Origin of the sequence: Myceligenerans xiligouense (genome assembly GCF_003814695.1) — a bacterium.
GTDB classification, from domain to species: Bacteria; Actinomycetota; Actinomycetes; order Actinomycetales; family Cellulomonadaceae; genus Myceligenerans; species Myceligenerans xiligouense.
In genome coordinates this window covers 670,160-696,978 of sequence record NZ_RKQZ01000001.1, presented here as the reverse complement: position 1 = coordinate 696,978, position 26,819 = coordinate 670,160, and the positions used below count along the sequence as shown (strand labels likewise).

At 70.0% G+C, this 26,819-nt stretch carries 21 protein-coding genes; 11 read left to right on the top strand and 10 right to left on the bottom strand.

The features are described 5' to 3' along the window. Positions 1–117 precede the first annotated feature (117 nt). Positions 118–2,130 carry a glycoside hydrolase family 15 protein gene (locus tag EDD34_RS03020; protein WP_123813258.1) on the top strand — a complete coding sequence of 671 codons (2,013 nt, stop codon included), beginning with the start codon at positions 118–120 and terminating at the stop codon, positions 2,128–2,130. 82 nt (positions 2,131–2,212) lie between these two features. On the opposite strand, the gene EDD34_RS03015 is transcribed toward EDD34_RS03020, so the two are convergent. Beyond that, a complete protein-coding gene (locus EDD34_RS03015) occupies positions 2,213–3,061 on the bottom strand; it encodes a Bax inhibitor-1/YccA family protein (RefSeq protein ID WP_123813257.1) in 849 nt (282 codons plus the stop codon). 263 nt (positions 3,062–3,324) lie between these two features. On the opposite strand from EDD34_RS03015, the gene EDD34_RS03010 reads away from it, so the two are divergent. Further along, the gene (locus EDD34_RS03010) at positions 3,325–4,398 is read left to right on the top strand and encodes an ABC transporter ATP-binding protein (protein ID WP_123813256.1); all 1,074 of its coding nucleotides are present in this window, start codon (positions 3,325–3,327) and stop codon (positions 4,396–4,398) included. Beyond that, complete coding sequence (locus EDD34_RS03005) at positions 4,395–5,291, top strand: ABC-2 transporter permease (protein ID WP_123813255.1); 897 nt, start codon at positions 4,395–4,397, stop codon at positions 5,289–5,291. The genes EDD34_RS03010 and EDD34_RS03005 overlap by 4 nt, the downstream gene beginning before the upstream one ends. 91 nt (positions 5,292–5,382) lie before the next feature. Here the strand turns inward: EDD34_RS03005 and EDD34_RS03000 are convergent, their stop codons facing one another. The 3 genes from EDD34_RS03000 to EDD34_RS02990 form a co-directional block, all read right to left on the bottom strand. Then, positions 5,383–5,811, bottom strand: a complete 429-nt coding sequence (locus EDD34_RS03000) for a type II toxin-antitoxin system VapC family toxin (RefSeq protein ID WP_123813254.1) — start codon at positions 5,809–5,811, stop codon at positions 5,383–5,385. After that, complete coding sequence (locus tag EDD34_RS02995; protein WP_123813253.1) at positions 5,808–6,023, bottom strand: hypothetical protein; 216 nt, start codon at positions 6,021–6,023, stop codon at positions 5,808–5,810. The genes EDD34_RS03000 and EDD34_RS02995 overlap by 4 nt, the downstream gene beginning before the upstream one ends. 193 nt (positions 6,024–6,216) lie before the next feature. Further along, the gene (locus EDD34_RS02990; protein ID WP_123813252.1) at positions 6,217–9,624 is read right to left on the bottom strand and encodes an efflux RND transporter permease subunit; all 3,408 of its coding nucleotides are present in this window, start codon (positions 9,622–9,624) and stop codon (positions 6,217–6,219) included. 291 nt (positions 9,625–9,915) lie between these two features. Between EDD34_RS02990 and EDD34_RS02985 the strand changes: the two genes are divergently transcribed. The 3 genes from EDD34_RS02985 to EDD34_RS02975 all read left to right on the top strand — a co-directional run bounded on the left by EDD34_RS02985 (position 9,916) and on the right by EDD34_RS02975 (position 11,681). Beyond that, a complete protein-coding gene (locus tag EDD34_RS02985) occupies positions 9,916–10,179 on the top strand; it encodes a hypothetical protein (protein ID WP_123813251.1) in 264 nt (87 codons plus the stop codon). Positions 10,180–10,289: 110 nt separating this feature from the next. Continuing rightward, positions 10,290–10,949, top strand: a complete 660-nt coding sequence (locus EDD34_RS02980) for a winged helix-turn-helix domain-containing protein (RefSeq protein WP_123813250.1) — start codon at positions 10,290–10,292, stop codon at positions 10,947–10,949. Between the two features lie 129 nt (positions 10,950–11,078). Beyond that, positions 11,079–11,681, top strand: coding sequence for a ClpP family protease (locus tag EDD34_RS02975; protein WP_123813249.1), 603 nt, complete (start codon positions 11,079–11,081; stop codon positions 11,679–11,681). A gap of 56 nt (positions 11,682–11,737) precedes the next feature. On the opposite strand, the gene EDD34_RS02970 is transcribed toward EDD34_RS02975, so the two are convergent. Both EDD34_RS02970 and EDD34_RS02965 read right to left on the bottom strand, forming a co-directional pair. Next, positions 11,738–12,121: a helix-turn-helix domain-containing protein gene (locus tag EDD34_RS02970; protein ID WP_246012155.1), complete on the bottom strand. Its 384-nt coding sequence runs from the start codon at positions 12,119–12,121 to the stop codon at positions 11,738–11,740. 208 nt (positions 12,122–12,329) lie between these two features. Then, the gene (locus EDD34_RS02965) at positions 12,330–15,434 is read right to left on the bottom strand and encodes an AfsR/SARP family transcriptional regulator (RefSeq protein ID WP_123813248.1); all 3,105 of its coding nucleotides are present in this window, start codon (positions 15,432–15,434) and stop codon (positions 12,330–12,332) included. 143 nt (positions 15,435–15,577) lie between these two features. Here EDD34_RS02965 and EDD34_RS02960 point away from each other — a divergent pair, with 143 nt between their 5' ends. Next, a complete protein-coding gene (locus EDD34_RS02960; protein ID WP_170176948.1) occupies positions 15,578–17,251 on the top strand; it encodes an MFS transporter in 1,674 nt (557 codons plus the stop codon). 90 nt (positions 17,252–17,341) lie between these two features. Here EDD34_RS02960 and EDD34_RS02955 read toward each other — a convergent pair whose 3' ends face one another. From EDD34_RS02955 to EDD34_RS02945, 3 genes are read right to left on the bottom strand one after another with little or no spacing between them, the layout of a single operon-like run. Continuing rightward, complete coding sequence (locus EDD34_RS02955; RefSeq protein ID WP_123813246.1) at positions 17,342–18,571, bottom strand: cytochrome P450 family protein; 1,230 nt, start codon at positions 18,569–18,571, stop codon at positions 17,342–17,344. Beyond that, positions 18,568–19,881, bottom strand: coding sequence for an FAD-dependent oxidoreductase (locus EDD34_RS02950; protein ID WP_123813245.1), 1,314 nt, complete (start codon positions 19,879–19,881; stop codon positions 18,568–18,570). Before EDD34_RS02950 ends, EDD34_RS02955 begins: the two co-directional genes overlap by 4 nt. After that, complete coding sequence (locus EDD34_RS02945) at positions 19,878–20,306, bottom strand: SgcJ/EcaC family oxidoreductase (RefSeq protein WP_123813244.1); 429 nt, start codon at positions 20,304–20,306, stop codon at positions 19,878–19,880. The genes EDD34_RS02950 and EDD34_RS02945 overlap by 4 nt, the downstream gene beginning before the upstream one ends. A gap of 199 nt (positions 20,307–20,505) precedes the next feature. On the opposite strand from EDD34_RS02945, the gene EDD34_RS02940 reads away from it, so the two are divergent. The 4 genes from EDD34_RS02940 to EDD34_RS02925 all read left to right on the top strand — a co-directional run bounded on the left by EDD34_RS02940 (position 20,506) and on the right by EDD34_RS02925 (position 25,814). Next, positions 20,506–21,663, top strand: coding sequence for an acyl-CoA dehydrogenase family protein (locus EDD34_RS02940; protein WP_123813243.1), 1,158 nt, complete (start codon positions 20,506–20,508; stop codon positions 21,661–21,663). A 139-nt stretch (positions 21,664–21,802) separates the two neighbouring features. Then, positions 21,803–24,088, top strand: coding sequence for an ATP-binding cassette domain-containing protein (locus EDD34_RS02935; RefSeq protein ID WP_123813242.1), 2,286 nt, complete (start codon positions 21,803–21,805; stop codon positions 24,086–24,088). After that, complete coding sequence (locus tag EDD34_RS02930; RefSeq protein WP_123813241.1) at positions 24,085–24,573, top strand: GyrI-like domain-containing protein; 489 nt, start codon at positions 24,085–24,087, stop codon at positions 24,571–24,573. Before EDD34_RS02935 ends, EDD34_RS02930 begins: the two co-directional genes overlap by 4 nt. Positions 24,574–24,584: 11 nt before the next feature. After that, a complete protein-coding gene (locus EDD34_RS02925; RefSeq protein ID WP_123813240.1) occupies positions 24,585–25,814 on the top strand; it encodes a nucleotide disphospho-sugar-binding domain-containing protein in 1,230 nt (409 codons plus the stop codon). A 78-nt stretch (positions 25,815–25,892) separates the two neighbouring features. Here the strand turns inward: EDD34_RS02925 and EDD34_RS02920 are convergent, their stop codons facing one another. After that, positions 25,893–26,807 (bottom strand): cysteine peptidase family C39 domain-containing protein, encoded by a 915-nt coding sequence (locus EDD34_RS02920; protein WP_123813239.1) that lies wholly within the window; start codon positions 26,805–26,807, stop codon positions 25,893–25,895. Positions 26,808–26,819: the final 12 nt, after the last annotated feature.

The following is a 26,819-nucleotide window of genomic DNA, read 5'->3' as shown; positions in this document are numbered from 1 at the left end:
CGCCTCAGGTCATCGCGGAGTCGGCGGCCGCTGCCGCGCGGCAGCGCTGTCAAAAGAAGTCCGACGCCTCCGCCCATGGTTTGTCCAAGTGACCGGACGTGGGGAACCCTTGAGTCCATGACGACGGATTCACCCGAGGCCGCGGTCCCGCAGGCGGCCCGCCGGCACCCGCAGAAGCGTGCCGACGCTCCCAAGCGCCCCATCAAGGGCCACACCTCCAGCGACGGAGCGTCGCCTCAGGCGTGGGACTGGCGTAGCAAGTTCCCGTCGATCGCCGACTACGGTTTCCTCTCGGACTGCGAGGCCAACGCCCTCATCGCGCCGTCGGGCGCGGTGGAGTGGATGTGCATTCCCCGCCCGGACTCCGCCAGCATCTTCTCCGCGCTGCTGGACCGGGGCGCCGGCCGCTTCCGCCTCAGCCCGTACGGGGTCCGCGTGCCGGTCGCGCGCCGGTACATCCCGGGCACGCTCATCCTGGAGACCACCTGGCAGACGCCCACCGGCTGGCTCGTCGTGCGCGACGCGATGCTGATGGGCCCGTGGCACGACGTCGAGAAGCGGTCCGGCACGCATCGCCGCACCCCGACGGACAACGACGCCGAACACATCCTGCTGCGCACGGTGAAGTGCGTGTCCGGCACGGTCGACCTCGAGGTGATGTGCGAGCCGCGCCCGAACTACGCGCGCAACGAACCGGCCTGGTCCTACGACAACAGCGGCTACTCGAGCGTCACCGCGAGGCTGGGCAAGCACAACCCGGACGTCAGCCTGACGTCGGATCTGCGCTTCGGCCTCGAGGGCCGGCGTGCCATCGCCCGCACCCGGATGACCGAGGGCACCACGCACTTCGTCGCGATGTCGTGGGGCTCGCAGCCCGCGCCGAAGAACTGGACCGACGCGACCGCCGCGATGTGGCGCACGGAGCAGTACTGGCGCGACTGGATCACCCAGGGCAAGTTCCCCGACCACCCGTGGCGCATCTACCTGCAGCGTTCCGCGCTCACGCTGAAGGGACTCACCTACTCCCCCACCGGCGCGCTCATCGCGGCGGCGACGACGTCGCTCCCCGAGACCCCGGGCGGAGAACGCAACTGGGACTACCGGTACTCCTGGATCCGCGACTCGACGTTCGCCCTCTGGGGCCTGTACACGCTCGGACTGGACCGCGAGGCGAACGACTTCTTCGCGTTCATCCACGACGTGTGCCGTGACAACAAGCAGCTCCAGATCATGTACGGGGTCGGCGGCGAGGAGACCCTGGAGGAGGCCGAGCTCACACACCTGTCCGGGTACGAGGGCGCCCGCCCCGTGCGGATCGGCAACGGCGCGTACAACCAGAAGCAGCACGACGTCTGGGGAGCCGTGCTCGACTCCGTCTACCTGCACACGCGCTCGCGCGAGCAGCTACCGGAGTCGCTCTGGCCCATCCTCAAGCGCCAGGTCGAGGAGGCCGCGAAGCACTGGCACAAGCCGGATCGCGGCATCTGGGAGGTGCGCGGGGAGCCACAGCACTTCACCTCGTCGAAGCTGATGTGCTGGGTCGCGATGGACCGCGGCGCCAAGCTGGCGCGGCTGTACGACGAGCACGACTACGCCGAGCAGTGGCAGAAGATCGCCGACGAGATCCGGGCCGACATCCTCGCCAAGGGCGTCGACGAGCGCGGCGTGTTCACGCAGCGCTACGGCGACCCCGCGCTCGACGCGTCCCTCCTGCTCGTCCCGTTGCTGCGGTTCCTCCCGCCGGACCACGAGAGCGTGCGCGCCACGGTCCTCGCCATCGCCGACGAGCTGACCGTGGACGGGCTGGTGCTGCGCTACCGCGTCGAGGAGACCGACGACGGCCTGGCCGGCGAGGAGGGCACCTTCACGATCTGCTCGTTCTGGCTGGTGTCCGCGCTCGTGGAGATCGGCGAGCTGGAGCGGGCCAAGGCGCTGTGCGAGCGGCTGCTGTCGTTCGCGTCCTCGCTGAACCTCTACGCCGAGGAGATCGACCCGTCGAGCGGGCGGCACCTCGGAAACTTCCCGCAGGCGTTCACCCACCTCGCCCTGATCAACGCGGTGATGCACGTGATCCGCGCCGAGCAGGGCGAGCACCAGAGCGACTACTTCGGCCACACCGACGAGTCCTGAGCGGTCCGGGGGACGACGACGGCCCGGGTTCCTTCACGAGTGAAGGAACCCGGGCCGTCGTCGTGGGTGACTCAGCGAGCGGTCAGTCGCCGCTGAAGATGTTGATGATCGCCAGCAGACGCAGGATCTCGGTGTACAGCCAGACCAGCGTGACGATCAGTCCGAACGCCGCGGTCCACGCGAACTTCGCCGGGATTCCCTCCTCGACACCACGCTTGATGAAGTCGAAGTCGACCATGAGGGACATGATCCCGAGCACGATCGCGAACGCACCGACGGCGATGCCCAGCCAGCCGTTACGCATGCCGAAACCGCCGAGCGCATCGGTCCACACGAGGACGAGGTTGATCAGCGAGAACAGCGCGTAGCCGATCAGCGCCATCATGAGGAAGCGCGTGAACTTGGGCGTGACCTGGATCTTGCCGGTCTTGAACAGGAACAGGGAACCGGCGAACACGGACACCGTTCCGATGATCGCCTGGAAGACGATGCCCTCGTAGCCGTTGAACACGAACGAGATGCCACCGACGAACATGCCCTGGAACACCGCGTACGCGGTGATCAGGAACGGCGACGGGTTCTTCTTGAACGCGTTGACCAGACCCAGCACGAGGCCGCCGATCAGGCCGACCCACACCAGACCTGGCGCGAGCATGAACGTCGCCGCGGCGACGACCACCAGCAGGGCCAGCAGCCCGCCGGTCTTGATGATCACGTCGTCGTACGTCAGGCGCTTGGTGTCGGCCGGGGTGGCCGACGGCGCGTCGTACATGGCGCCGAGCTGGTCGGCGCCCATGGGCGCCTGACCTGCCGTGCCGTACTGGGAGTAGGGGTTGGGGGCGGTGGCAGTGCCACCTCGGGCGCCCTGCGGCGCGCCGGTGCGACGTGGTTCACCGAAGACGTCGCTGTTTGAAAAGACGGGGTTGCTCATGTGCTCCTCCTGGTCGTGGCACCCATGCTAGTGAACGTCGCCGACACCCCCACAGTTCCCGGACACGCCCACCGACTTGCCGGCCTAGGCCTATGGGATGACACCGGTCCGCCTCCCGGATGATTCGCGCGGACTTTCGGTGACGAGTGTCGGTGAGTCGCTCTAGTGTCGGGGTGTACCGGCGTCGTCGGACCCCGACGACCCGACGCCCCGCATCCGGAGAGCGATAGCCACAGCATGACTTCACCCACGAGGAGCGCATCATGATCGAGGCCCACGGTCTCGCCAAGCGATACGGCTCCAAGACCGCCGTCGACCACGTCACCTTCACCGTCCAGCCCGGCCGCGTGACCGGCTTCCTCGGCCCCAACGGGGCCGGGAAGTCCACCACCATGCGCATGATCATGGGTCTGGACAAGCCCACCGCCGGTACCGTCACCGTGAACGGCCGGCCCTACGCGAAGCTGGGGCGCCCGCTGGCCGAGGTCGGCGCGCTGCTCGAGGCCAAGGCCGTCCACTCCGGCCGCTCCGCGTTCAACCACCTCCGCGCCCTGGCCGCCACGCACGGCATCCCCCAGCAGCGCGTGCACGACGTCATCGAGCTGACCGGGCTGGAGTCCGTCGCCAAGAAGCGCGTCGGCGGGTTCTCGCTCGGCATGGGGCAGCGCCTCGGCATCGCGGCCGCCCTCCTGGGCGACCCGAAGACGCTCATCCTCGACGAGCCGGTCAACGGCCTCGACCCCGAGGGCGTCATCTGGGTGCGCAACCTCGCCAAGCACCTCGCGTCCGAGGGGCGCACGGTCTTCCTGTCCAGCCACCTGATGAGCGAGGTCGCGCTCACCGCGGACCACGTCATCGTCATCGGCCGGGGCCGCATCCTCGCCGACACGTCCGTCGAGGACCTCCTCGCGGCGTCGGAGCGCAAGCACGTCCGCGTGCGCTCGCCGCAGGCGGGGGATCTGGCCGCGCTCCTGCGCGAGAAGGACGCACAGGTCAAGACCCCGGAGGCCGACATCCTGGAGGTCAGCGGCCCGGACGCGGCGTCGGTGGGCGAGCTCGCCGCCGCGGGCCGGATCGTGCTGCACGAGCTCACGCCGATCGAATCGACGCTGGAGGAGGCGTACATGTCCCTCACGGCCGACTCCGTGGAGTACCGCTCGGAGAGCCTGGCAGGCGCGGGAGAGGCGCGGCCCGACGGGGCGCCGGTCACGGCCGGCGCACCCGCGGACGGGCCGGCGGAGACGCCCGCCGATCACCCGACGGCGCCGCACCCCGGAAAGCACTCCGCCGACGGCACGGTTCCCGCAGGTTCCTCGCAGGAGGTGAACGACCGATGAGCACGACGACACTCGAAGCGCCCGCTCCCCGGACCCCGTCGTCCGATGTGACGGTGAAGAAGGTGACCTTCGGGCGCCTGCTCCGCTCGGAGTGGATCAAGCTCTGGTCGCTGCGCTCCACCTGGTGGACACTCGCTTCCACCGCAGTCGTGCTGATCGGGACGGCAACAGCTCTCGCGCTCGTGGTGTTCTTCGCCGGCCGGGAGATGGACGACCCCGCAGCGCGGGACGCCTTCGCGGAAATGCTCGGTGGAGCCTCCGCGATCGTCAGTGGATACGGCTTCGCCTCACTCGTGGTCGCCGTACTGGGTTGCATGATCATCACCGGCGAGTACTCCACCGGGATGATCCGCTCGACCTTCGCCTCGTCTCCGAGACGGCTCGATGCCTACGTCGCGAAGGGTGTGGTGCTCGCTCTCGTGGCGGCAAGCCTCACCGCGCTCTCCCTTGCCCTCGCCTGGCTGGTCACGCTGCCGCTGCTACCCGAGGCCGGATCGGTCGATCTCACGGACAGCACAGATCTGCGCGTCCTCTACGGCACGGTGCTGTACGTGACGCTCATCGCGCTGTTCGCCTACGGCCTGGGCGCGCTGATCCGCCACACGGCGGGCGCGATCTTCACCGTCGTGGCGATCTTCCTCGTGCTTTCCACGGCGTTCAGCTTCGCGCTCTTCGGTGCCAGCCAGTACGAGTGGATCGGCACGGTCTACAAGTTCCTGCCCGACATCGCGGGTTCGCAGATCACTGCGGCAGGCGGAGCCGAACAGGAGATGATGGCCGACATGGCCGGCGTCGAAATGCTGGACCCATGGGTCGGCCTCAGCGTCCTCGCGGGCTACACGGCGCTCATCCTGATTGCGGGCGGCGTCCGACTGAAGCGCTCGGACCCCTGACCCTCCACCGCCGGGAACGCAGGCGGCGTGGATCCTGAAACCGGGACCCACGCCGCCTGCGTCCTGTCTGAGCCGCGTTCCCGCTCGGCTCTCAGAGAACCTCGGGAAGCAGCGAGAACGCGGCACCATTGCGAGGCCTGACCACAGTGAAATGCCTTCGATCAAGAGTCGCGACCTCATCGACATCCAGTCGCTCGGCAACCGCGATCACAGATGCGTCAGTCGTTCCAAGAGGCAGGTCCGCGTACTTCTCGATCAGTTCTGCCATCCGCTCGAAATCGGCCGTGTCCAGCGCTATCGGAATGAAGTCCCGCTCGGCCAGGGATCTGATGAACCGCGCCTCGGTCCTCGGCCCAGCGAAGCGTTCCAGGAGATACCCGACCTCAGCGACAACCGTGATCGGCACCAGCAGCTTGCGCGCCGCCAGCCGAGCACTCGTGAAGAGTTCGACCGACGAGTAGTAGTGCTTGTCGTCCTTGAGGGCGGCCGCGACGAGCGGCCCGGTGTCACAGACGATCACCGACGCCCGAACCCCTCGGCGAGGAACTCATCGATGCGCTCCGAGGCATCGTTCATACCGGCAGGCGATTCCGCACTCCCGAACCACGCGGGCGGCCACGAACTACCGCGCACCACCGAGAGGTGACGTCGCAGGTCTGAGAGCGCGCCAGGCAATTGCTCGTCCGACAACTCGTCGACCAGGTCGTGCAGTTCATTGCGTCCTGTGCTCACGATCCCAGGATAGGACAAGGCTTGCCGGAGCATGCGACATACGACTGAGGTCATGCCGGGACCGGCGCCGTAGACGACGGCCCGCACCCCGGCCAAAGCCCGGCTGCCGGGCGCGGCGACCGGGGCGCGGCAAGGGCAGCGGCCGGGGACTGAGCTCGCCGGGAGGCGAGTTGGGCCCCGGCCGACCGCCCCGCTACCGCGTCGCGGAGGCTGCCAGGTCGGCTGCCGCCTTCTCCCGGTGGGCCTCGATCTCCTCCGCGGCGGCACGACGGCGGCGCCGCGCGTCCCGCTTGTCCGCCCGCCGGAGCTTGCCGCGCTCGATGAGCGAGTAGAGCACCGGCACGACGAGCAGCGTGAGCAGCGTCGAGGAGACGAGCCCGCCGATCACCACGAGCGCCAGCGGCTGCGCGATGAACGCCCCGCCGCCCGTGAGCCCCAGCGCCATCGGCGTGAGGGCGAACACCGTGGCGAGCGCCGTCATCACGATCGGCCGCAGGCGCTGGCGGGCACCCTCGCGCACGGCCTCGTCGAGGCCCATGCCCCGCCCCCGGTACTGGTTGATCAGGTCGATGAGCACGATCGCGTTCGAGACCACGATCCCGACCAGCATCAGCACACCGATGAGCGCGGGCACGCCCAGCGGCGTGTTGCTGAGCAGCAGGGCGCCCAGGGCACCGGTCGCCGCGAACGGCACGGACACCAGCAGGATCAGCGGCTGCACCAGGGACCCGAACGTCGCCACCATCACCACGTACACGATGAAGATGGCCGCGATCAGCGCCAGCCCGAGATCGTTGAACGCGTCGGCCTGCTCCGTGGCGACACCGCCCACCTCGACGCTCGCGCCCTCCGGCAGGTCCAGGTCGGCAAGGCGCTCGTTGAGCGCGGTGGTCAGCACGTTGAGGTCCTGCCCCGCGGGCGTGACCGCCACGGTGGCCGTCCGCTCGCCGTCCGTACGGGTGAGGGTGGTCGGGACGTCCTCGACCACCACCTCCGCCAGGTCGGTGAGCTCGACCGGTCCGGTGGCCGTGGGGATCCGCAGGTTCTCGAGCTCGGCGCGCGTGGCCGGCGCCTCACCGGTGGACACGATCACGTCGAGGGTGCGCTCGTCGATGTCCACGCTGCCGAGCGCCTGCTCGGGCGTCATCGCGGCGGACACGATGCCGGACACCGCCGACTCGCTCAGGCCGGCCTCCGCCGCCTTCTCGCGGTCCACGTCCACCTGCACGATCTGCTGCGGAGCGGCGAGGTTGTTCGACACCTCGGCGGCGTCCTCGACACCCGTGACGGCGTCCTCCACCTCGGCGGCGGCCTCGGCGAGCGTCTCGGAGTCGAGCGCGCTCACCACGAGATCCACGGTGGACCCGCCGAAGCCGCTGTCCTGCGTGGCGACCGTGACCTCCGAGGTCACGCCCGTCGCGAGCGGCTCGACGGCCTCGCGCACCTGGTCCGCGACGGCTGTGCCGTCCGACTCCTCGTCCAGCGTGATGGAGTACGACGCCGAGTCACCGCCGCCACCCATGAAGGCGATCTGCTCGGCGCCCCCGGAACCCACCGTGGTCTGCACGGTCTCGACGCCGTCGACCCCGGCGAGCACCTCCTCCGTCTCGCGGGCCGCGTCGTCCTGTGCGTCGAACGACGTGCCGGGCTCGAAGTCCTGCGTGACGGTGAGCGTGTCCTGCCCGCTGTCGCCGATGAAGTTGACCTGGAGTCGGGGCACCATGGCGAGCGTCCCACCGAGGACCGCCACGGCGAGGAGCAGGCTGACGACCGGGCGCCGCAGCGCCGCTCCGAGCGTGGGCACATAGGCCCGCTGCCACAGGCCGCGACGCTCCTTGGCCTCGGCCGCCTCCCGCGCGGCGTCGCGTGCCGCCTCGCGCTCCTCGTCCGTGGCGCCCGCCACCTGCGGTGCCTTGACGAACCAGTACGCCAGCACCGGCACGATGGTGAGCGCGACGATCAGGGAGGCGCCCATCGCGATCGCCACGGTCAGCGCGAACGGCCGGAACAGTTCCCCGGTCATGCCGCCCACCAGGGCGATCGGCGCGAACACGGCCACGGTGCAGATCGTCGACGCCGCGATGGCGCCGCCCACCTCACGCACGGCCCCGAGGATCGCCGGCAGCTTCTCCTCCCCGTACGACAGGTGCCGCTTGATGTTCTCGATGACCACGATCGCGTCGTCGACCACACGCCCGATGGAGATGGTCAGCGCGCCGAGGGTGAGGATGTTGAGCGTGTAGCCGGTGATGTTCATGATGATGAACGTCGCCGCGAGGGAGAGCGGGATCGAGATCGCCGACACCAGCGTGGACCGCAGGGACGCGAGGAACACGAGGATCACGAGCACGGCGAACAGCAGGCCGAGCCCACCTTCGGTGGACAGGCCCTCGATGGACTCCTCGATGAACGGTGCCTGGTCGAACACGACGCCGACGGTGACGTCGCGCGCGTCGAGCGTGCCCGAGAGGTCGTCGAGCGCCTCCTGGACCGCGTGCGACACCTCGACCGTGTTGCCGTCCGGGGTCTTCGTGATCGCGATGCCGAGCGACGGCTCACCGTCCAGGCGCGACGCCGAGGTCACGGGGACGGGCTCGCGCTTCACCGTGGCGACGTCGCCCAGGGCGACGGGCTCGATCGCGGTCGGCGCCGTCTGCGCCGGAAGTCCGGTGCCCGACGACGGGTCCTGGGGGATCGCACCACCGGTGGCGCCCTCGGCGTCGGCAGCCGCTCCCGCACCGGCTGCCGCGGCACCCGCGTCTGCCGCGCCCGGCGCGGGTGCCGTGCCGTCCCCGGCGGGCGTACCGCCCGTGGCACCTGCGCCGGCGCCCGCGTCGGCCGCGCCCTGTCCGCTGCCGGCGGCGGGAATCAGCGGGAGTGCGCGGAGCTCCGCGATGTCGTCCAGGCTCGTGCCGAGCTCGACGGACCAGGTCCGGTCGCCCTCGGTGAGAGTGCCGCCAGGCATGACGACGCCGTTGTCCCGCAGGAGTGTGGAGAGCTGGTCGGCGGTCAGGCCGGCGTCGGCGAGCTTGTCGTCGTCGGGCGTGATGACGATCCGGTCCTCCCGGACGCCGCTGACCTCGACGCCGCGCACGTCGTCGAGCTTCTCCAGCTCGGGGACGATCGCGGTCTCCACCGTGTCGGCGAGCGCGTCGTTCGACTCGTCACCGGCGACGGCGAGCTGGACCACCGGCAGGTCGTCGAACGAACCGGCGATGACCTGCGGATCGACGTCCTCGGGCAGCGCCTGCCCCAGCCTGGTGATGGACGCCTCGAGGCGCTGCGTGACGCGCTCGATGTCGGTGCCGTAGGTGAACTCGACGGTGGTCATCGACAGGCCGGTCGAGACGTCGGAGGTCACCGACTCGACGCCGTCGATCGTCTGAACGGCCGACTCGACCGGTTCGGTGACGCGCTCCTCGATGACGGACGGGGACGATCCTGGGTACGGCGCGACCACGATTCCCATGGGGAGCTGGAGCGACGGGATCAGCTCTTGTTTGAGCTGGCCCATGCTCATCACCCCCAGGACAGCCACCGCGACCGTCGTCAGGGCGACGACGGCGCGATGCGCCAGGGACAGACGGGCAAGACGGAACACGATTGCCTCCACGAACGGGCGGGACTTCTGGGGACAGCCTCACGACTCCGTCGTCGTGGTGCATCCGGTCCAACGAGGGTCACGCCAGCCGGAGTTCCCACTCTACGACGTTATTTTGCAGTGGCTGCAATTTTGTTCCCCGCCGCCGGACCGCCCGCATCCGGCGCGTAGGTGAGGTCACTTCTTGCAGAGTCTTGTTTGCAAAGACATCCTTGCAAAGCTTAGTTTGCATCTGTACGGTGGTTGGCAACGGCACGGATGCAGCCCGCGCCACGACCGAGGGAGACCACCATGAGCACGCTCGACACCGCTTTCACCGCCACGTTCGGCCGCACGGGGCTCATCGGCCAGGGTGTACTGCGCACCATCGGCACGGCACGGGCGGATTCCCGCGCGGGCGGGCATGCCCGCGGCGCGGGCCGGGCCGAGCAGGCCGAACGGGCCGAACGGCGACGCCGGGACGCCGGCCGACACGAGCGCGATGCCCGCCGGGAGGACCAGCTGCAACGCTCTCGCGACAACGCCGCTGCCCGCCATCCGCTGGGCCTGCGATGAGACCGCCGGCCGCCCGAACCGCGGTCTGCCGGTATGCCGCCCACGGCCGAGTGAGACGACGGGCTGGTGGATGCGCGGGTGGGCGGCAACCACGAAGTAACGTCGGGTCCATGACCGGAGCGAACGAGCAGAGCGCCCCCACCGACGCGCCCGACGCGCCCGACGCGCCCGACATTCCCGGGCCGCCCGCACAGCTCGAGCCTGCCGCGCTCCGGGCGCTCTCCCATCCCCTGCGCCTGCGGATCCTCGACCTGCTCTCCGTCCGGGGGACGCTCACCGCGAGCAAGCTCGGCGAGATCGTCGGCGAGTCGAGCGGGTCCACCAGCTACCACCTGCGTCAGCTCGAGAAGCACGGCCTGGTGCGTGAGGTAGAGGGCAAGGGCACCGCCAGGGAGCGCTGGTGGGAGCGCACGCCGGGAGGCTTCACCATCTCGATGTCGGACCAGGAGTCGCCGGCGATCCGCGCCACCGCCGAGGCGGTCAATCTGGAGTTCATGCGGCTGAGGAGCGAGCGGACGCTGGGGTTCATCAGCCGTGCCGGCGACGCCGACGACGTGGTGACCGAGACCTGGCTCCCGTCGACCACCTTCGTGACCGCCCACCTGTGGGCCACGCCCGAGCAGATGACCGACATGCTCAGCGCCTGGAACCGGTTCGCGGCCGAGCACATCGAACCGCTGCGGGGGCAGGAGGAAGAGCCCGGCGCGGTCCCCGTCGAGATCCACTTCGACGCGTTCCCCCTCATCGACCGGCACGGCGAGCCCCTCTGACCCTGGCCGCGGCCGCGGCGGTCCGTCGACGCGGCTCCCTGCCCCCCCCACTCCCGTCTGCCTGTGGCAGATCTGCCACAGGCCGAAGCGCCTTCCCGCCGGGCGGTCGCGTCGGACACCGTGGTGGGCATGACCGACAGCCAGACCATTCCCCTTGACGACCATCTCGCCGCGCGCCTGCTGCACCAGCGGATCGTGGTGATCGGGCAGGAGATCGACGACCCCCTGGCGAACCGCGTGACCGCGCAGCTCCTGCTGCTGTCCGCCGAGGACCAGGACGCGGACATCGCGCTCTACATCAACTCCCCCGGCGGCTCCATCACCGCCGGTATGGGCGTGTACGACACGATGCAGCTCCTGCCGAACGACATCGCGACCGTGGCACTCGGGTTCGCCGGATCCATGGCGCAGGTGCTCCTCACCGCCGGGAGCGCGGGCAAGCGGTACGCGCTCCCGCACGCGCGCATCATGATGCACCAGCCGCTCGGCGGGATCGGCGGAACCGTGTCCGACATCACGACGCAGGCCGAGAACCTCAAACACACCAAGCAGGTGGTGACCCGGATACTGGCCGATCACACCGGTCAGCCACCCGAGACGATCGCGGCCGACTCCGACCGCGACCGCTGGTTCACCGCCGAGCAGGCGCAGGCCTACGGGATCGTGGACAAGGTCGTGAACCAGGTCGGAGACGTCCGCCCGACGGGGCACGGGCGACGAGCAGGGCTCTGACCCGACGCGCGTGCACCCGGCCGCCGGGTTCCGACCGTGCTCACCGGCGCAACCTCCTAGGCAGCGAGCAGGACGCCGTCCCGGGCCGGGCCGGCGTCGCGGACAGCCGGGCCCGGGACGCGGGTGAGGCCCGCGTCCCCGCGTCCCTCCGGAGCGACGAAGCCGGCGTGGTTGCGGCGCGCCCGGGAGGAGAGCACACGGATGCGGTGTTCGTCGCCGGCCCGGGCGGTTGCGAGGGCCAGGTCCGCCCACGCCTGCTCGACGAGATCGGCCAGCCTCATCCCGAGCGCCCCGCACACGGCGGCCAGCACCTCGGACGAGGCTTCCTTGCGCCCACGTTCCACCTCGGACAGATATGCGGTCGAGACCCGCGCCTCGGCGGCGACATCGGACAACGTACGGCGCTGCGCCGTGCGAGCGCGCCGCAGGATCTTGCCCACGAGGTCTCGAAGGAGCGGCTCCGGTGTCGTACCCGGATCGGCCGGCTCACCCGGCCGACTCACCTGTCGTATCGGCTGTGTCGTCACGATGCCCTACCGCCTCCCCGTCGACTGCCACCACCGTAGCCCGCGACACCGACACGCAACGAGGACTTGCCGCTTCCGGCTCTGACCATACGCCAGGGGCGTAAACCTCGGCCGCCGGAGCTCAGACCTTCTGCGTCACGAAGTACCGGTCCAGGTCCTGGAGCAACTCGGCATCCTCACCGGTGGCGGGGACACGCATGTCCCGGCGGGTCCGTTTCGCCTCCCGCCAGCATTCCTCCGCCGTGGCCCGGTCGTCCAGGAGGATCGCGGCCCGCGCCAGGGTCTCACAGGCGCTGGCTACCGCGGGCCAGTCCCCGAGCTCGGTCGCCGCCGCCCGCGCGGCGGCGGAGTCCTTCCGGGCCTCGTCCGTACGGCCGCGGGCGAGCGCCAGCCGGGCCCGCTCGAGCCGGACCCGGACCTCTCCCTCGACCCAGCCGACGCGCATGTTCCACTGCAGCCATCGCTCCAGCCGCGCCGATGCCCGCAGATGGTCGCCGCGGTGGCGCTCCACGGTGGCCTGACCAAGTTCGCACACCTGCTGCTGCGCGGGAATGTCCTGCCTGACAGCCAGGTGCAGCGCCTCCTGGAAGAAGGATTCCGCCTCGTCCGTCCGGCCCGACCGCAGGGCCAGCTGACCGAGCTCGCACAGCAGGTGGCTCACCTTGGGCCAGAGCCCGAGGTGGGTGGCCACGGCCATGGAGCGACGGTGCAGCCGTTCGGCACCGTCCAGGTCACCGGCGATCGTGCTCAGCGCGGCGAGACAGTCGGAGGCGTGGATGACACCCCACTGGTCCCCCAGGTCGAGGAACCCGCCGACGCTGCGCTCGGCGTCGTCGCGGGCCTTGTCGAAGGCGCCTCGGCGCAGGTGCGTGAGGGCTCGGGTGCTCAGGACGGCCGCCTCGCCCCAGCGGTAGTCCAACCGCCGGCACGTCGCGAGCGTCTGTCCGACCAGATCCACGGTGCTCTCCCCGACCGGCAGAACGACGGCGAGAAGCCCGCGCGCGCGGAGCAGTCCCAGTTCGGACCGGCTCTCGGGCCACCGGTCGAGGCGGAGCGCGTCGATGTCGCAGAGGATCCCGCGCAGCCTCTTCATCGCCGCCTCCCAGGTGACCGCCTCCAGCGCCAGCGCCGGATCATCCTCTCCCTTGCCGGCGACCGTGCGGTCCAGTGCACGGCGCAGCCAGTCGGACCCTTCGTCGACACGCCCCCGCTGCACCCAGTACCAGGACATGCCGACGGCGATGCGCAGCCCCAGCAAAGGGTCGCCACCGGTCACCGCCCATTCGAGGCTCTGCCGGATGTTGGGGGCGTCCAGATCCATGCGCCGGAAGGCATCCTCCTGCGCGGCACCCCGCAACTGCTCGTCGTTCCGCCGGACCTGCTGGGCGTAGAACACGGCCAGGGAGTTCCGCGCTTCGGCGAGGTCCTCGGGCGCGAGCTTCTCCCGGCAGAACTGCCGCACGGGTTCCAGGACCGCGTACCGACGCTGCGGGCCGGACACCGAAACGGCCACCAGGGACCGGGTGACGAGCCTGGAGATCACGTTGACGACCTCGTCGCCGGCGGGATCGAGCACCCGGCAGCACGCCAGGCCCGCGGCCGCCTCCCAGGTGCCGGCCTGCGTGGCGAGCCGCGCCAGGACCTCCCGCTCGCGTTCGGAGAGCATCCGCCAGCTCCACTCCACCGCGGCCCACATGCTCCGCTGGCGGGCGGGCAGGTGGCTCAGCTCGACCTCGATCAGCCACATCTCGTCGTCGAGCCATCGGACCATCTCCTCCGCGGCGATGGCGCGCAACCGCGGTGCCACGAGCTCGATCGCCAACGGAATCCCGTTGAGCCGACGGCAGATCTCCAGCAGCGCGTCCGGATCCGCCGCGCGAGGGTCGAACGCCGGATCGCTGTCCCGCGCCCGATCCACCAGGAGCCGGACGGCCGGCCACGCCAGCAGGTCGCTCCCTGCCGCCTCCGGGATGCCGAGGGGGGCGACCGCGTGGACGAGCTCCCCCGGCACTCCCAGCGGCTCCCGGCTGGTCGCGAGGATACGGGCCTCCGGAGTCTGCTCGACCATCGCTCGGGCGAGCTCGGCACATGCGTCCCGCACCTGCTCGCAGTTGTCCAGCACCAGGAGCACGCGCGAGTCGAACAAGGCGCCCGCGAGCCATTCGAGCGGTGGCGCACCGCGTTGCGGCTCGCCCAGACCGAGGAGGTCCGCCAGGTATCCGACGATCCGCTGCACCGCGTCGCCGTCCGAGCCGTCGACGTGCGAGAGGTCTGCCAGCCACACGCCGTCCGGATGGTCGCGGACCGTCGTCCTGGACGCCTCCACCGCCAGCCGGGTCTTGCCCACCCCGCCCGGACCGGTCAGCGTCACGAGCCGTCTGGTCCGTAGGGCCGCGCGGACCCAGGACGTCTCCGCGCCCCGGCCCACCAGGGCGGTCATGTGCCGGGGCAGGTTGGTTCGAGCGGAGGGCCTGAGCGCGGGCCCGCGGAGCGGCCGGCCCACACCGATGTCGGCGTCCTGACGCAGGATCGCCTGGTGCATCCGGGACATCTCGGGACCGGGCTCGAGCCCGAGTTCGTCGCGCAGTCGCTTCGCCTGACGCCGGAACAGCTCCAGGGCCTCGGTCTGCCTGCCACACACGTGGAGCGCGCCCATCAACGAGACCGTGATCCGCTCCCGCTCCGGGTACTGGCTCACCAGCACGGGTGCCTCGGCCACCACCTGCTCGGCCCTACCGGCGGCCAGCCACGCGTCCAGCAGTTCTTCACGGGCCTGCAGCCGCTGCGACTCGCATCGCAGGATCAAGGCGTCGTACCCGTTGCCGGCCCACCGGTACTGGTGCTCGTAGGACCCGTCCCACAGCGCGAGCACTCCCTCGAACGCGCGCGCTCGCGCACCGGCGTCGTCGCGGCCGTAGGCGTCCTCCATGCACTGGTCGAAGCGGTCCAGGTCCACCGTTCCCGGTTCGGCGTCCAGCATGTACCCGCCGTGATCCCCGACGACCAGATCGCCCGCGCCGGGTTCGGCCTCCGACAGCGCCTTGCGTAGCTGTGACACCTTGCTCTGCAGCGTCCGCAACGGACGCTGCGGCTCGTCCGCCTGCCACAGCTCCTGAACGAGGTCCGGCGCCGAGATCCGCCGGCGCCGGGCGGACAGCAGCGCGACAAGCAGAGCCCTGACCTTGGTCCCCGGGACGGTGACCTCGACCCCAGCGGCCGTGGTCACACGAAGGGCACCCAACAGGTGGAAGTTCACCAGTCACCTCCCGACCGGACCGATCGAAGGCTCCGTAGTCCGAAACCATTCCGTAACAGACCCTCCGCAGCCTAATGCACGTACCATCCGTTCATTCTTCTAAGGAGTCCCGCATGGGCCGCAATCCCCGTCCTCGGATGGAGATCCCCCAGGAACTCGCAGCAGGCCGGCGTGAATGGCTGGGACTGCTGGTTCTGGGTCTCGCCAACCTGGTCCTCTCGCTCGACCTGAGCATCTTGTACCTGGCACTTCCCACGATCTCAGCCTCCCTCGGCGCGAGCCAGGTCGAGGCCCTCTGGATGATCGACATCTACGGTTTCGTGATCGCCGGACTGCTCATCACGATGGGATCGCTCGGCGACCGGATCGGACGGCGCAAGCTGCTCATGATCGGTGCCGTGATCTTCGGCCTCGGTTCGGTGGTCGCCGCGCTGTCCACATCTGTCGCCATGCTCATCGGCGCACGCGTCGTCATGGGCATCGGTGCGGCGACGGTGATGCCCTCCGGCATGGCGATCATCGCCACGATGTTCCGTCACCCCGCCCAGCGCGGGATGGCGATCTCCACCTGGATGAGCACCTTCATGCTCGGCATGATCATCGGCCCCCCGCTGGGCGGCCTGATGCTGAGGTTCTTTCCCTGGGGCTCCGTGTTCCTGCTCGGCGTTCCCGTCGCGATCCTGCTCCTGGTGGCCGGCCCACGGTTGCTGCCCGAGCAGCGCACTCCTGGCGCGCGGGCCATGGACATCCCCAGCGTCGTCCTGGCGCTGACCTCGGTCCTGGCCATCGCCTACTCCGTGAAGGAGCTCGCAGCCAATGGTACGGACGGGACCAGGATCGCCATCGGCTCGGCCGGCGTCGTGCTCGCCGCTCTCTTCGTGCTGCGACAGCGCCGGCTCGAGCAGCCGGTCATCGACCTGAAGCTGTTCGCCATCCCCGCGTTCGTGCTCTCGCTCGTCCTCGGCCTCATGGGCGGTGCGGTGCAGGGCGGCAGCTCGTACCTGATCAACGTCTTCGTCCAGCTCGTGCACGGCATGACCCCACTGCAGGCCAGCCTGGTGCTGCTACCGGCACTCCTGGCGATGATCGTCGGGCTCATGCTGGGGCCCGGTATCGCGAGCCGCGTGCCGCCCGGCCGGGTCATCGCCTTCGGCCTGCCCATCGCGGCCATCGGCTACGTGATCATCTCGCAGATCGAACCGGGCACCGGACTGCCCGTTCTCGTGGCCGGGTACGCGATCGTCCTGTTCGGCGTCGGGATCCCGATGGGGCTCGGCACCGCGATCGGCCTGGGCGCCGTCGGCCCTCAGAGAGCTGCCGCCGCCTCCTCGCTCACGCAGACGGCCAACGAACTGGGTGTCGCCTTCGGTATCGCGGGGCTGGGCAGCATCGGGCACCTGGCCTACCGCACCCATCTCGCCGCCGAGGCACCCTCCGACGTCCCGGACGACGCACTGACCAGTGCCCAGTCCAGCATCGAGGCGGGGATCGGCACGGCAGCGTCACTTCCCGGCTCGCTGGGTGACGACCTGCGCGCCGTCGTCGACTCCGCGTTCACCCACGGCCTCAACATCGTGGCCGTCACGGCCACCGTCATCATGGTCTGCCTGGCGATCGCCGCCGGCATCATGCTTCGCAATCTCGCACCGCTGCCGCCACCGGGACAGCCGCCGGCAGGTGCCGAAGCCGGTAGCGGCGCCGTCGGACAAGGGGCCGACGACGCCGCTACCGCCCAGGGCGGATCCGTTCCCGATCCGGACGCCATACCGGCGGATGCGGGCAAGTAGCCGCCCTGATCCCGAGGCAGAGGGGGACGAGAGCAGGGGACTCGTCCCCCTCTGATCCTCTGACCGGTTCCTCCCCGGCGCCCGGCCCGATCAGTTCGGGCCGGGCTCGAGGATGACCGGCAGCTTCCGATGGCCGTTCATGATGAACGTCGGAAGCGGCTGCAGGGGCTCGTCCGTGGCCAGGCGCATCTGCGGGAACCGGCCGAACAGCCGCGACAGCCCCTCGGTGGCGACGGCCCGGGCGATTCCGGCCCCGAGGCAGTAGTGGGGACCGTGCCCGAAGGACAGGTGCTCCTTGTTCTCGCGGCGGACGTCGAACTCGCACGCCGTCTCCCCGTTGAGCGCGGGGTCGCGCCCCACCGCGCTGTAGTTGACCAGCAGGGCCTCACCCTGCCGGATCGTCACTCCTTCCACCTCGATGTCCTCGACCGCGTAGCGGAGCGGCAGATGCGCCAGGGGCGACTCCACCCGCAGCGTCTCGTCGATGACATCCGCCCAGGTCACTTCTCCAGCCTGCACTGCGGCAAGCTGGTCCGGGTGTGACAGCAGTGCCGAGATCGCGTTGTCGAAGAAGTTGATCGTCGTCTCCGAGCCTGCTCCGAGGATGGCGAAGACCGTGTCCATCAGCTCCAGCTCGGTCAGCCGGGATCCGTCCTCGTCACGCGAGGCGAGCAGGTCGCTGGTGATGTCGGCGGCCGGGTTCCGGCGCTTCTCCTCGATCAGGTCCGTCATGGCACCCCGCCACCCCTGGAGCACTCCGGCCGCCTGCTCCGGCGTCACGGTGGTGTCGACCATCATGTCGATCACCTTGCTCGTCGCGGCCCGCGCCTCCTCCGACATGCCGATCATGTCGGCCACGAGCCGAGCAGGGAGGGGGTAGGCGAAGGTCTCCCTGAGGTCGACGACGGCTCCCGGCGGAGTCGTGGCGAGCCCGTCGATGAGTTCGGTGACGAGCTCGCCGATCCGCGGCCGCATCGACTCCGTGCGCCGGGTCGTGAAGGCACTGGCCACCAGGCGGCGCAGGCGGCGGTGATCGCTGCCGAAGGAGGTCACCATGTTGTCCATGGCGATCCAGCTGATGAGTTCCCAGTCAGGGGGGATCTTGCCGTCGCGGAACTCCGCCCAGTGGTTGCGTGCGCTCTTGGTGACGCGACGATCGGTGAGCACCTGCTGGATCGCGGCATGGGAGTTCAGCGACCAGACGACCACGCCTCCGGGCAGCCGGACCTGCGTGGGACCCTGCTCGCGCAGCTTGGCCGACTCCCCGTGGAGATCGCTGCCGACCGGGTCGAGGGTGTAGGGACATTCGGTGGCTGTCATGGCAGTCCAATCGGGTTCGGCGCGAGGACGCGCTCGGAGATCTCGGCGGACATCAGCGCCTCCGGGGGGTCGACCAGTCCCGCCACGCGCATGAACGCGCGCGTCACGACCGGGTCGTGCGTAGCTGCCTCGTGGACCTGAGCGATGAAGGCATTCGCCTGGCGGACCTCCTCGGGCAGTTCCGTGCCGAGGAAGGCGTGGTCCCCGCCGGTCGACGCGGCCCATGGGCCGTCGAGCAGCTGCGCGGCCCGGGCGAAGTACTCACCGCTCTCGATCTCGCCCTTGCCGGCCAGCTCCCCGATCAGCTCGGACTCCAGCGCCGCGACGGTCATGCCCTGCCCGTACACCGGGTTGAAGCTGCACATCGCGTCACCGACGATCAGCAGGTGCGCCGGGAAGTCGCTCATCCGGTCGAAGCGCCGCCGGACGCTCTTCGGGAACCGGAACTGCACGGGGTCGTCGACCGGACGCCCCGCCTCCATCACCTCGTACACGTCGGGCACCTCCATCGAACGTGCCCAGGCCAGGAAGCCCTCCTCGTCCGTCGCCGGGTGGTCACCCATCACCCCCGTCAGGGAGACCAGCGAGCCCCCGTCCTGGACTCGCGAGAAGAAGGCGCCACGCGGAAACTGCGGGCACGAGACGGGGTTGATCGACAGGTCGCCACGCAGCACCGACTCGTCGTCGAACTCGTAGTGCCGGCTGGTGTAGGAGAGGTCGATCTTGACCGTCTCCTCCTCCGGACGGCCGTATCCGGCGTCGTGCACCCAGCGGGCCACGGGTGATCCGCGGCCCAGGGCATCAACGACGACGTCGGCCTGGACCATCTCGCGACGATCGGTGCCGCGCGGTGCCACCATGGCACCCAGCACCGTCCGCCGGGTGTCATCGAAAACCAGGGACGACACCTCCTGGCCCTCGCGGAGGATCACACCCGGCAGCGCCCGGACGCGCTCGCGGACGAGATGTTCGAGGACCGGCCGATCCGCGGAGACGCACGTGAGCCCGGTCTCGGCCGGGGCCAGGCGCTTCCCGTTGAAGAACCAGCGCAGCTCGCCGAGGTCCGCGGTCGGCACTCCCGCTCGTCGTGCCTCACGGGTGAATCCCGGGAAGTACTCCTCGAGGGCCTGCTGGCCCCGGGCGAGCAGGCCGTGCACGTGAGCTCCCTGGGGAACGCCCCTGCGGACGCCGCGCACGCCGACGACGTCGTCCCGCTCCACGATCACCACCTCGTCGAAGTGATCGGCCAGCGCGCGAGCCGTCAGCAACCCCGCGATGCTGCCCCCCAGGACGAGTGCCCGGCGGCTCACGGTGTGTCCCTCGGCGTGTTCTGGTAGTGGGCCAGTTGCCAGGTCCCGTCGGCCTTCACCACCGTCCAGATGGCACGCACCGCCCTGGCGTCGCTCACCTCCGACTCGCCGTGCCCGAGCACCCCGCCCAGGGTGTGAACGACCATGACGGTGTCACTGAGCACCGCGATGTTGAACGGGGTTCCCGTGACCTGTGTGCCACGGTAAGGGCCCTGGAACGCGCCGCTCATGAACCGGGCGATCTCCCCACGGCCCTTCACGCACTGGCCGGGGAGCACCATGATCCCGCTCTCGGTGAAGACGTCGGCGAACTGCACGCCGTCCTGGGCTGCCCATGCCGCCATGATGCGCTGGGGTATCTCCGTGACGGCTGCGATGTCTTCGGGGCCGGGTGCCGCCGTGCCCGGCAGCTGATCAACCTGCATGGTGACCTCTCCTCTCGGTGGACCGTGGTACCACCCTGGCCGCCACCGGGCGCCTCATCGTCTTCCCCCGTGCGGTTCGCCGGCGACACACCCTGACGGGGCCGGTCCCGTCCGGAGAGCGCACGATCGAATGCTCCCCGGCCGCGTCGGCATGCCAACGTCTAGGACGTCGCCGACCCGTACGCGAAGGAGATCCACCATGACCGATGTCGCCACCACCCAGAGCCCCACCCTCGGCCACGACCTCCTGGAGGTCGTCCGTGCCCACACCCCGTGGCAGGAGGAGAACCGTCGTACGCACCCCGAGGTGCTCGAAGCGCTCCACGCCGACGGGCACTTCGCGATGCGCGTACCCGCCCGCCACGGCGGCCTCGAACTGAGCCATCGTGACGTGCTGGAGCGGATCGCCGCCCTCTCGAAGGCCGACGGGGCCACCGGGTGGGTCGTCGCGGTCTCGGCCATCACGTCGTGGATGGTCTCCACGCTGCCCGATGAGGTCCAGGACGAGGTGTTCGCCGACGGGCCGGTCCAGACCTGCGGGACCCTCAGCCCCGGTGGGCAGGTCACCGCAGACGGCGACGACTACCTGCTCAACGGCAGGTGGCAGTTCATCAGCGGTGCGCCCAGCAGCGCGTGGCAGACGGTCATCGCGGTCGTCGAGACCCCGCAGGGACCGATGCCCGTCCTGGGCGCGGTCCCGATCGGTGATCTCGAACTCGTCGACGACTGGCACACCTCCGGCCTCCGCGGCAGCGGGAGCTTCACCACCGTCGCTCAGGACGTGCGCGTCCCCCGGCGCAACTTCGTCCCCCTGCCGGCCATGCTCGCCGAGCAGTACGCCTCTGAGAGGAACTCCGCCACCCCGGTCTTCAGCACCCCCCTGGTCCCGACCGCCGCCGCCCTGTCGGTGGGCGTCGCCGTCGGGCTCGCCGAGGCCGGGCTGGCCGCGTTCCTCGACCGCCTGCCCGGCCGCAAGATCACGTACACCGCCTACGACGACCAGGCGGAGGCACCTGTCACCCACCTGGCTCTGGGCGAGAGCTCGATGCTCGTCGACGAGAGCCGTTACCAGGCCCAGCGCCTCGCGGACATGCTGGACGACACCCGGTCCTGGGACGCGGGGGCCCGTGTCCTGGCCCGCGCCTGCCTGGGCCGCGCGTGCGAACTCGCCCACAACAGTGCCGACGTGCTCAACGCCAACAGCGGCGGTTCGTCGATCTACGACGACGTCCCTATCCAGCGGATCGCCCGGGACCTGCACGCCATGCGCATGCACGCCCTCATCCACCCCGTCACCAACCGCGAACTCCTCGGCCGCGTCCTGGCAGGCCTCGCGCCCCACACCCAATACCTCTGACACCACCTCTTACCAGGCAGAAAACTCATGAGTACCGAGCGAAACAAACCCGGCGCTTGCTATCGTCTCCGGAAGACGACCATCGCGACCCGCCGGCCGCTGGGCACCCGACCGCACGAGGCCGGAGCTTGGAGGAGCAATGCCCGGTGACCAGCCAGTCGGCACCATCCGCGTCGAACGGAGCCGGGTCAACAACCTGCGCGACGTCACCGTGGACATCCGGAAGCAGACGATCACCGTCATCACCGGCGTGTCGGGGTCGGGCAAGTCCTCACTCGCCTTCGGCACCATCACGGCCGAGTCGCAGCGGCTGATGAACGACACCTACCCGGCGCACGTGCAGTCCGCCCTGCCCCGGTACGCACAGCCGGACGTCGACGGGATGCACGGGCTCACCGCCTCGATGGTGGTGGACCAGAACCCGCTGCCCGCCGACAGCCGCGCGACCGTCGCCAGCGCCACCGACGTCTACGGTCTGCTCCGGCTTCTCTTCGCGCGCACCTGTTCACCTCCGCTGGACGACCCCCGGGCGCTGTCCTACTCCGATCCGCGTGGCCGGTGCGAGAACTGCGAAGGCCAGGGCGAGGCCGTCGACATCGACGAGAGCAAGCTCGTCGACGAGACCCGCTCCCTCAACGGTGGCGCCCTCACCTTTCCGGCCTTCTCCGTGGGCTCCGCGAACTGGAACTTCTTCGCCAGTTCCGGCTTCTTCGACAACGACCTTCCCATCGAGCAGTACACCGAGTCGAAGCGGGAACTCCTGCTGCGCGGCGAGCGACAGCGCATCCAGGTGCAGAACGGTTCCCGTACCGGCACCTTCAACTACGAGGGACTGATCCCGAAGTTCCGGCGCCTCTTCGTCGAGAAGACGCGCCGGAGCGTCCCCGCGGAGACCAAGGCAGCCCTCGACGCGATCATGACCCGCACGACGTGCCCGGAATGCCACGGCAGCCGCCTCAGCGCGCAGGCCAGGTCCTACACGGTGGCCGGCCGCAACATCGTGGACTGCATGACCGGAACCGTCGACGAGCTCTCCGGGTTCCTCACCGACGTCGAGACCACCCCGGAAGGGCGGCGCGTGGGCCCGCTGATCTCCGCGCTGCGCGGCCGGCTCGACAACATCGCCCTCCTCGGCCTGACCTACATGGGTCTCGACCGCAGGACCCAGACCCTCTCCGGCGGCGAGGCCCAGCGGCTCAAGCTGGTCCGGCACCTCAGCTCGTCGCTCTCCGACCTCACGTACATCTTCGACGAGCCCACCAGCGGCCTCCACGCCCACGACGTCACCCGGCTGCTGGACCTCTTCCGGTCGCTGCGGGACCGCGGGAACACCGTGCTGATCGTCGAGCACGACCGAGCGATCATCGAGGCAGCCGACGAGGTCATCGACCTCGGCCCAGGAGCCGGCGAGGCCGGGGGGACCGTCGTCTTCCAGGGCTCCGTGGAGGACCTCCGCGGAGCGGGCACCCCGACCGCCGACCACCTCGCGGCTCCGGTGATCATGGCCGAGCCCGCGGAGGTCGAGACCAGCACGCTGACCTTCACCGGCGCCCACAACGTCGCCGACGGGCAGGTGGAGCTTCCCGTCCAGGGCCTGACCGTCGTGACCGGCGTCGCCGGAAGCGGCAAGTCGACCCTCGTCATGGAATGCCTCGCGCCGCAGCTCCAGAAACCGGTCATCGTCGACCAGACCGTCCCCCGCGGGCACCGTCGGTCGAACGTCGCCACCTACCTGGGTATCGCCGAGGACATCCGGAAGCACTTCGCGCAGGCCACCAACTCCAGTCCGGCCCTGTTCAGCGCCAATTCCCGGGGGGCCTGCCCCGAGTGCGAGGGTCTGGGGTCCATCTTCCTCGACCTGGCACACCTCGACCCGGTCAGCTACACCTGCCCTGCGTGCGAGGGGCACCGGTTCGCGCCCCATGTGCTGGAGAAGCGGGTGGACGGCCGCAACATCAGCGACGTCCTCCAGGCATCGGTCACGGCGGCACAGGACTTCTTCGGCCGCGGGCGGATCCGCAAGCGCCTGGCCACGATGGCTGAGGTCGGCCTCGACTACCTGACCCTCGGGCAGCCGGTCGTCAGCCTCTCCGGAGGCGAGCGGCAACGACTCAAGGTCGCGACACGGACCGCCACCGGTGGGCGGACCTACATTCTCGACGAGCCGACCACGGGCCTCCACGGCACGGATGTCCCTCGCATGCTCGACGCCCTGCGCCACCTCGTGGACCAGGGCAACAACGTGATCGTGATCGAGCACGACCTGAGCGTCGCCCTCCAGGCCGACTGGCTGATCGACGTCGGTCCGGAAGCCGGCGCCGGCGGCGGACGGATCCTCTTCACCGGCCCGCCGGCGATGGCCCTCGACCACGACACGTACACCGCTCGCCACTTGCGTCTAGCACTGAAGGAGCAACCCTCGTGACCGTCGATCCCGTCATCACCACCCGGCAGGCCTCCCCCTACGTGGGCTGGCGCCGGACCATCCACGTGGACCAGTTCCCGGAGGTCGCCGACAAGATCCCCGTCACCCTGGAGTGGCTGGAGGAGCACGGTGTCACGGTCAACGGTGCGCCGTTCTTCCGGTACCACGTCGTCCGGGTCCCCGACCACGTCGACGTCTCCTGCTGCATCCCCGTCGAGGGAGAATCCCCGGTGGGGCCCGGAATGGTCGCGGACGTCCTGCCCGCCGGCCGGTACGCCGGCGTCCGCCACGTGGGCCACCCCGACGGTCTCGTGGAACTCACCGCGCAACTGGTCGAGTGGGGAACCCGCACGGGACGGTCCTGGGACGTGGCGTCCGACGGATCGGACGACGTCTGGGCCGGGCGGGTCGAGACCTACTTCTCGCCCCCGGACGTGCCGATCGACCAGTGGGAGACAGAAGTCGCCATCCGGCTCGCCGACTGAAGGGAACCACGATGAGGATCCTGTTCATCGCACCACCGGCTCTTCGATCACACCTGTACCTCCAGGTCCCCCTCGTCTGGGCGCTCCGCGGCGAGGGCCACGAGGTCGCCGTCGCGGTCCATCCCGACCTGGAGGACGCCCGGGCCTCCATCGGTCTTGCCGGCCCCACGGTCGGCATCGACATGCTCGAGACCCTGGGGCGGATCGACGCGCACGAGCCCGCGCACACCCAGACCGACGGCCCTGCCCCGCACCAGCAGGACTACGCGGCCGCCGATCCGCGCGCCGAGCTGGAATACCTGAACACCCACTTCCTCTCCCAGCTCTGTGAGCCCCGGCTGCTCGCGGACCTGGTCGAGTTCGGCCGCCAGTGGCGGCCGGATCTCATCGTGTGGGATCAGCTCTGCTACGCCGGCGGTGCGCTCGCGTCGATCCTCGACGTCCCGCACGTGCGGCTCCTGTTCGGCACGGACGGCATCGGACAGCTCGTCCAGGCATCCGGTGCCGGCTACGACGCGGTCCATGCCTGGCTCGACCCCCACATCGAACGGTACGGCGGCCGCCCCGCCGCGGATCGGGCCACCGGCCGGTTCAGCATCGACACCATGCCGCCCTGGACGTGGCGGCCCGAGGGCGACTACCTGCCCATGCGACACCTCGCCTACAACGGCCCCAGTACCTGGGCACCCGAGCTGTTCCGGCGTCCGGAGCGCCCGCTCGTCCTGATCACCCTCGGGCTGTCGCACGAACAGGCCGGCGTCGCGCACGCATCCTCGACCGCGCTGCTCGACGGCGTCGCCGGCCTTGACGCCGATGTCATCGCCACCGTCTCCGACGATCCCGGGACGGCGGTGCCACCGAACGTGACCCTGACCAGGTTCGTCCCGCTCAACGCGATGCTCCCGCACTGTGCCGCCCTGGTGCACCAGGGCGGCAGCGGCACGTTCGCCGCCGCCTACGAGGCGGGAACCCCCCAGCTCGTCGTCCCCAGCACCTACTGGAGCGACCGCTGGTTCGGGCCTGTCGCCCAGACCCGCGCCATCGTCGACGAGGGCGCCGGCGAATTCGTGGCCGACTCCGACCACCTCGACGCGGAGCGGCTGCACCGGTCCTTGCAGCGCGTCCTGAAGGACACCACGTACGCGGACAACGCGGCGCGGCTTCGCACGCTGTACCAGGCGGTGCCCTCCCCCAACGCCACCGCGACGCGACTCGCGGAGCTCGCCGGCACGTCCTCGTAGGACGTCGTGGTCCTGCCGCCTCCTGAGTACGCGGCGGCAGGACCACGGGCACGGCGGCGTCCGGGCCACGCCCCGCGGTCAGCCGAAAGGCCGGGAACTCAGGTCGTCCTCGATCTCCGCGTACTCGCGGAAGAGAGTGCCGACCCGCTTCCAGTCGCCCTTGTTGCCCGCCTGGAGGGACTCGCCCATCAGGCGTCCCTGAGTGAACTTCTTCTCCGCGAGCCCGAGCGCTCCGCCCTCCCGGAAGAACTGGGCGTAGTCCAGGCACCGACGGGCCTGCGAGGGCAGCAGGAAGATCGACATGAACGACTGGCTCCTCGGCGTCAGCCTGTCCGCCTCCAGGTCGTCGGCGTAGCCCTGGATCACCTCGGCGCCGCTGGGCGTGGACTGCCGGATCTCCTCGAACCAGCCCATGGCCGCATCGAAGACCTCGGCGTCGCTGACGGACCTGCCGGACCGGGCCCGGGTCCACATGTGGAACGGGGGGCCTGGGCAGGGGAGTTCCTCGCCGCGCCATCCGTCGAGGAAGTGTTCGACGGAGACGGCGGCGAACGGGTAGCCCATCGGGTCGTGCACCCGAACCGAGTCGCCGTCCACCGCGTATGCCACGACGTAGTGGTCGGCACCTCTCGCGTGCTGGTGATAGGGGAAATAGCGCAGCGCCCCCATGTCCATCGGCCCCACCAGGACGGGTCCGTGCTCGAGAGCGCTCCGGAGAGCGTCGAGCTGTTCCGTGGCGTTCTCACGCTCGACCCGGAGGTCCAGCAGCGAGAAGGCCCTGTCCAGCCGGCTCGGGTCGGGTACCAGCGACAGGTACAACTTCTCGCACTCCGGTTCGCTGAGCCTGTGCGCACCCAGCAGCGAGATTCCGCTGAGCACCTCGAGCCGGCCGGAGGGCGCATCGATGCCGTACGCGGACAGGAACATCGAGGCGGCGTCGGCGTAGCAGTAGTTGATGAAGCCGTTGTAGGACATGATGCCCGGGTTGGACATGGTTCTTCTCCT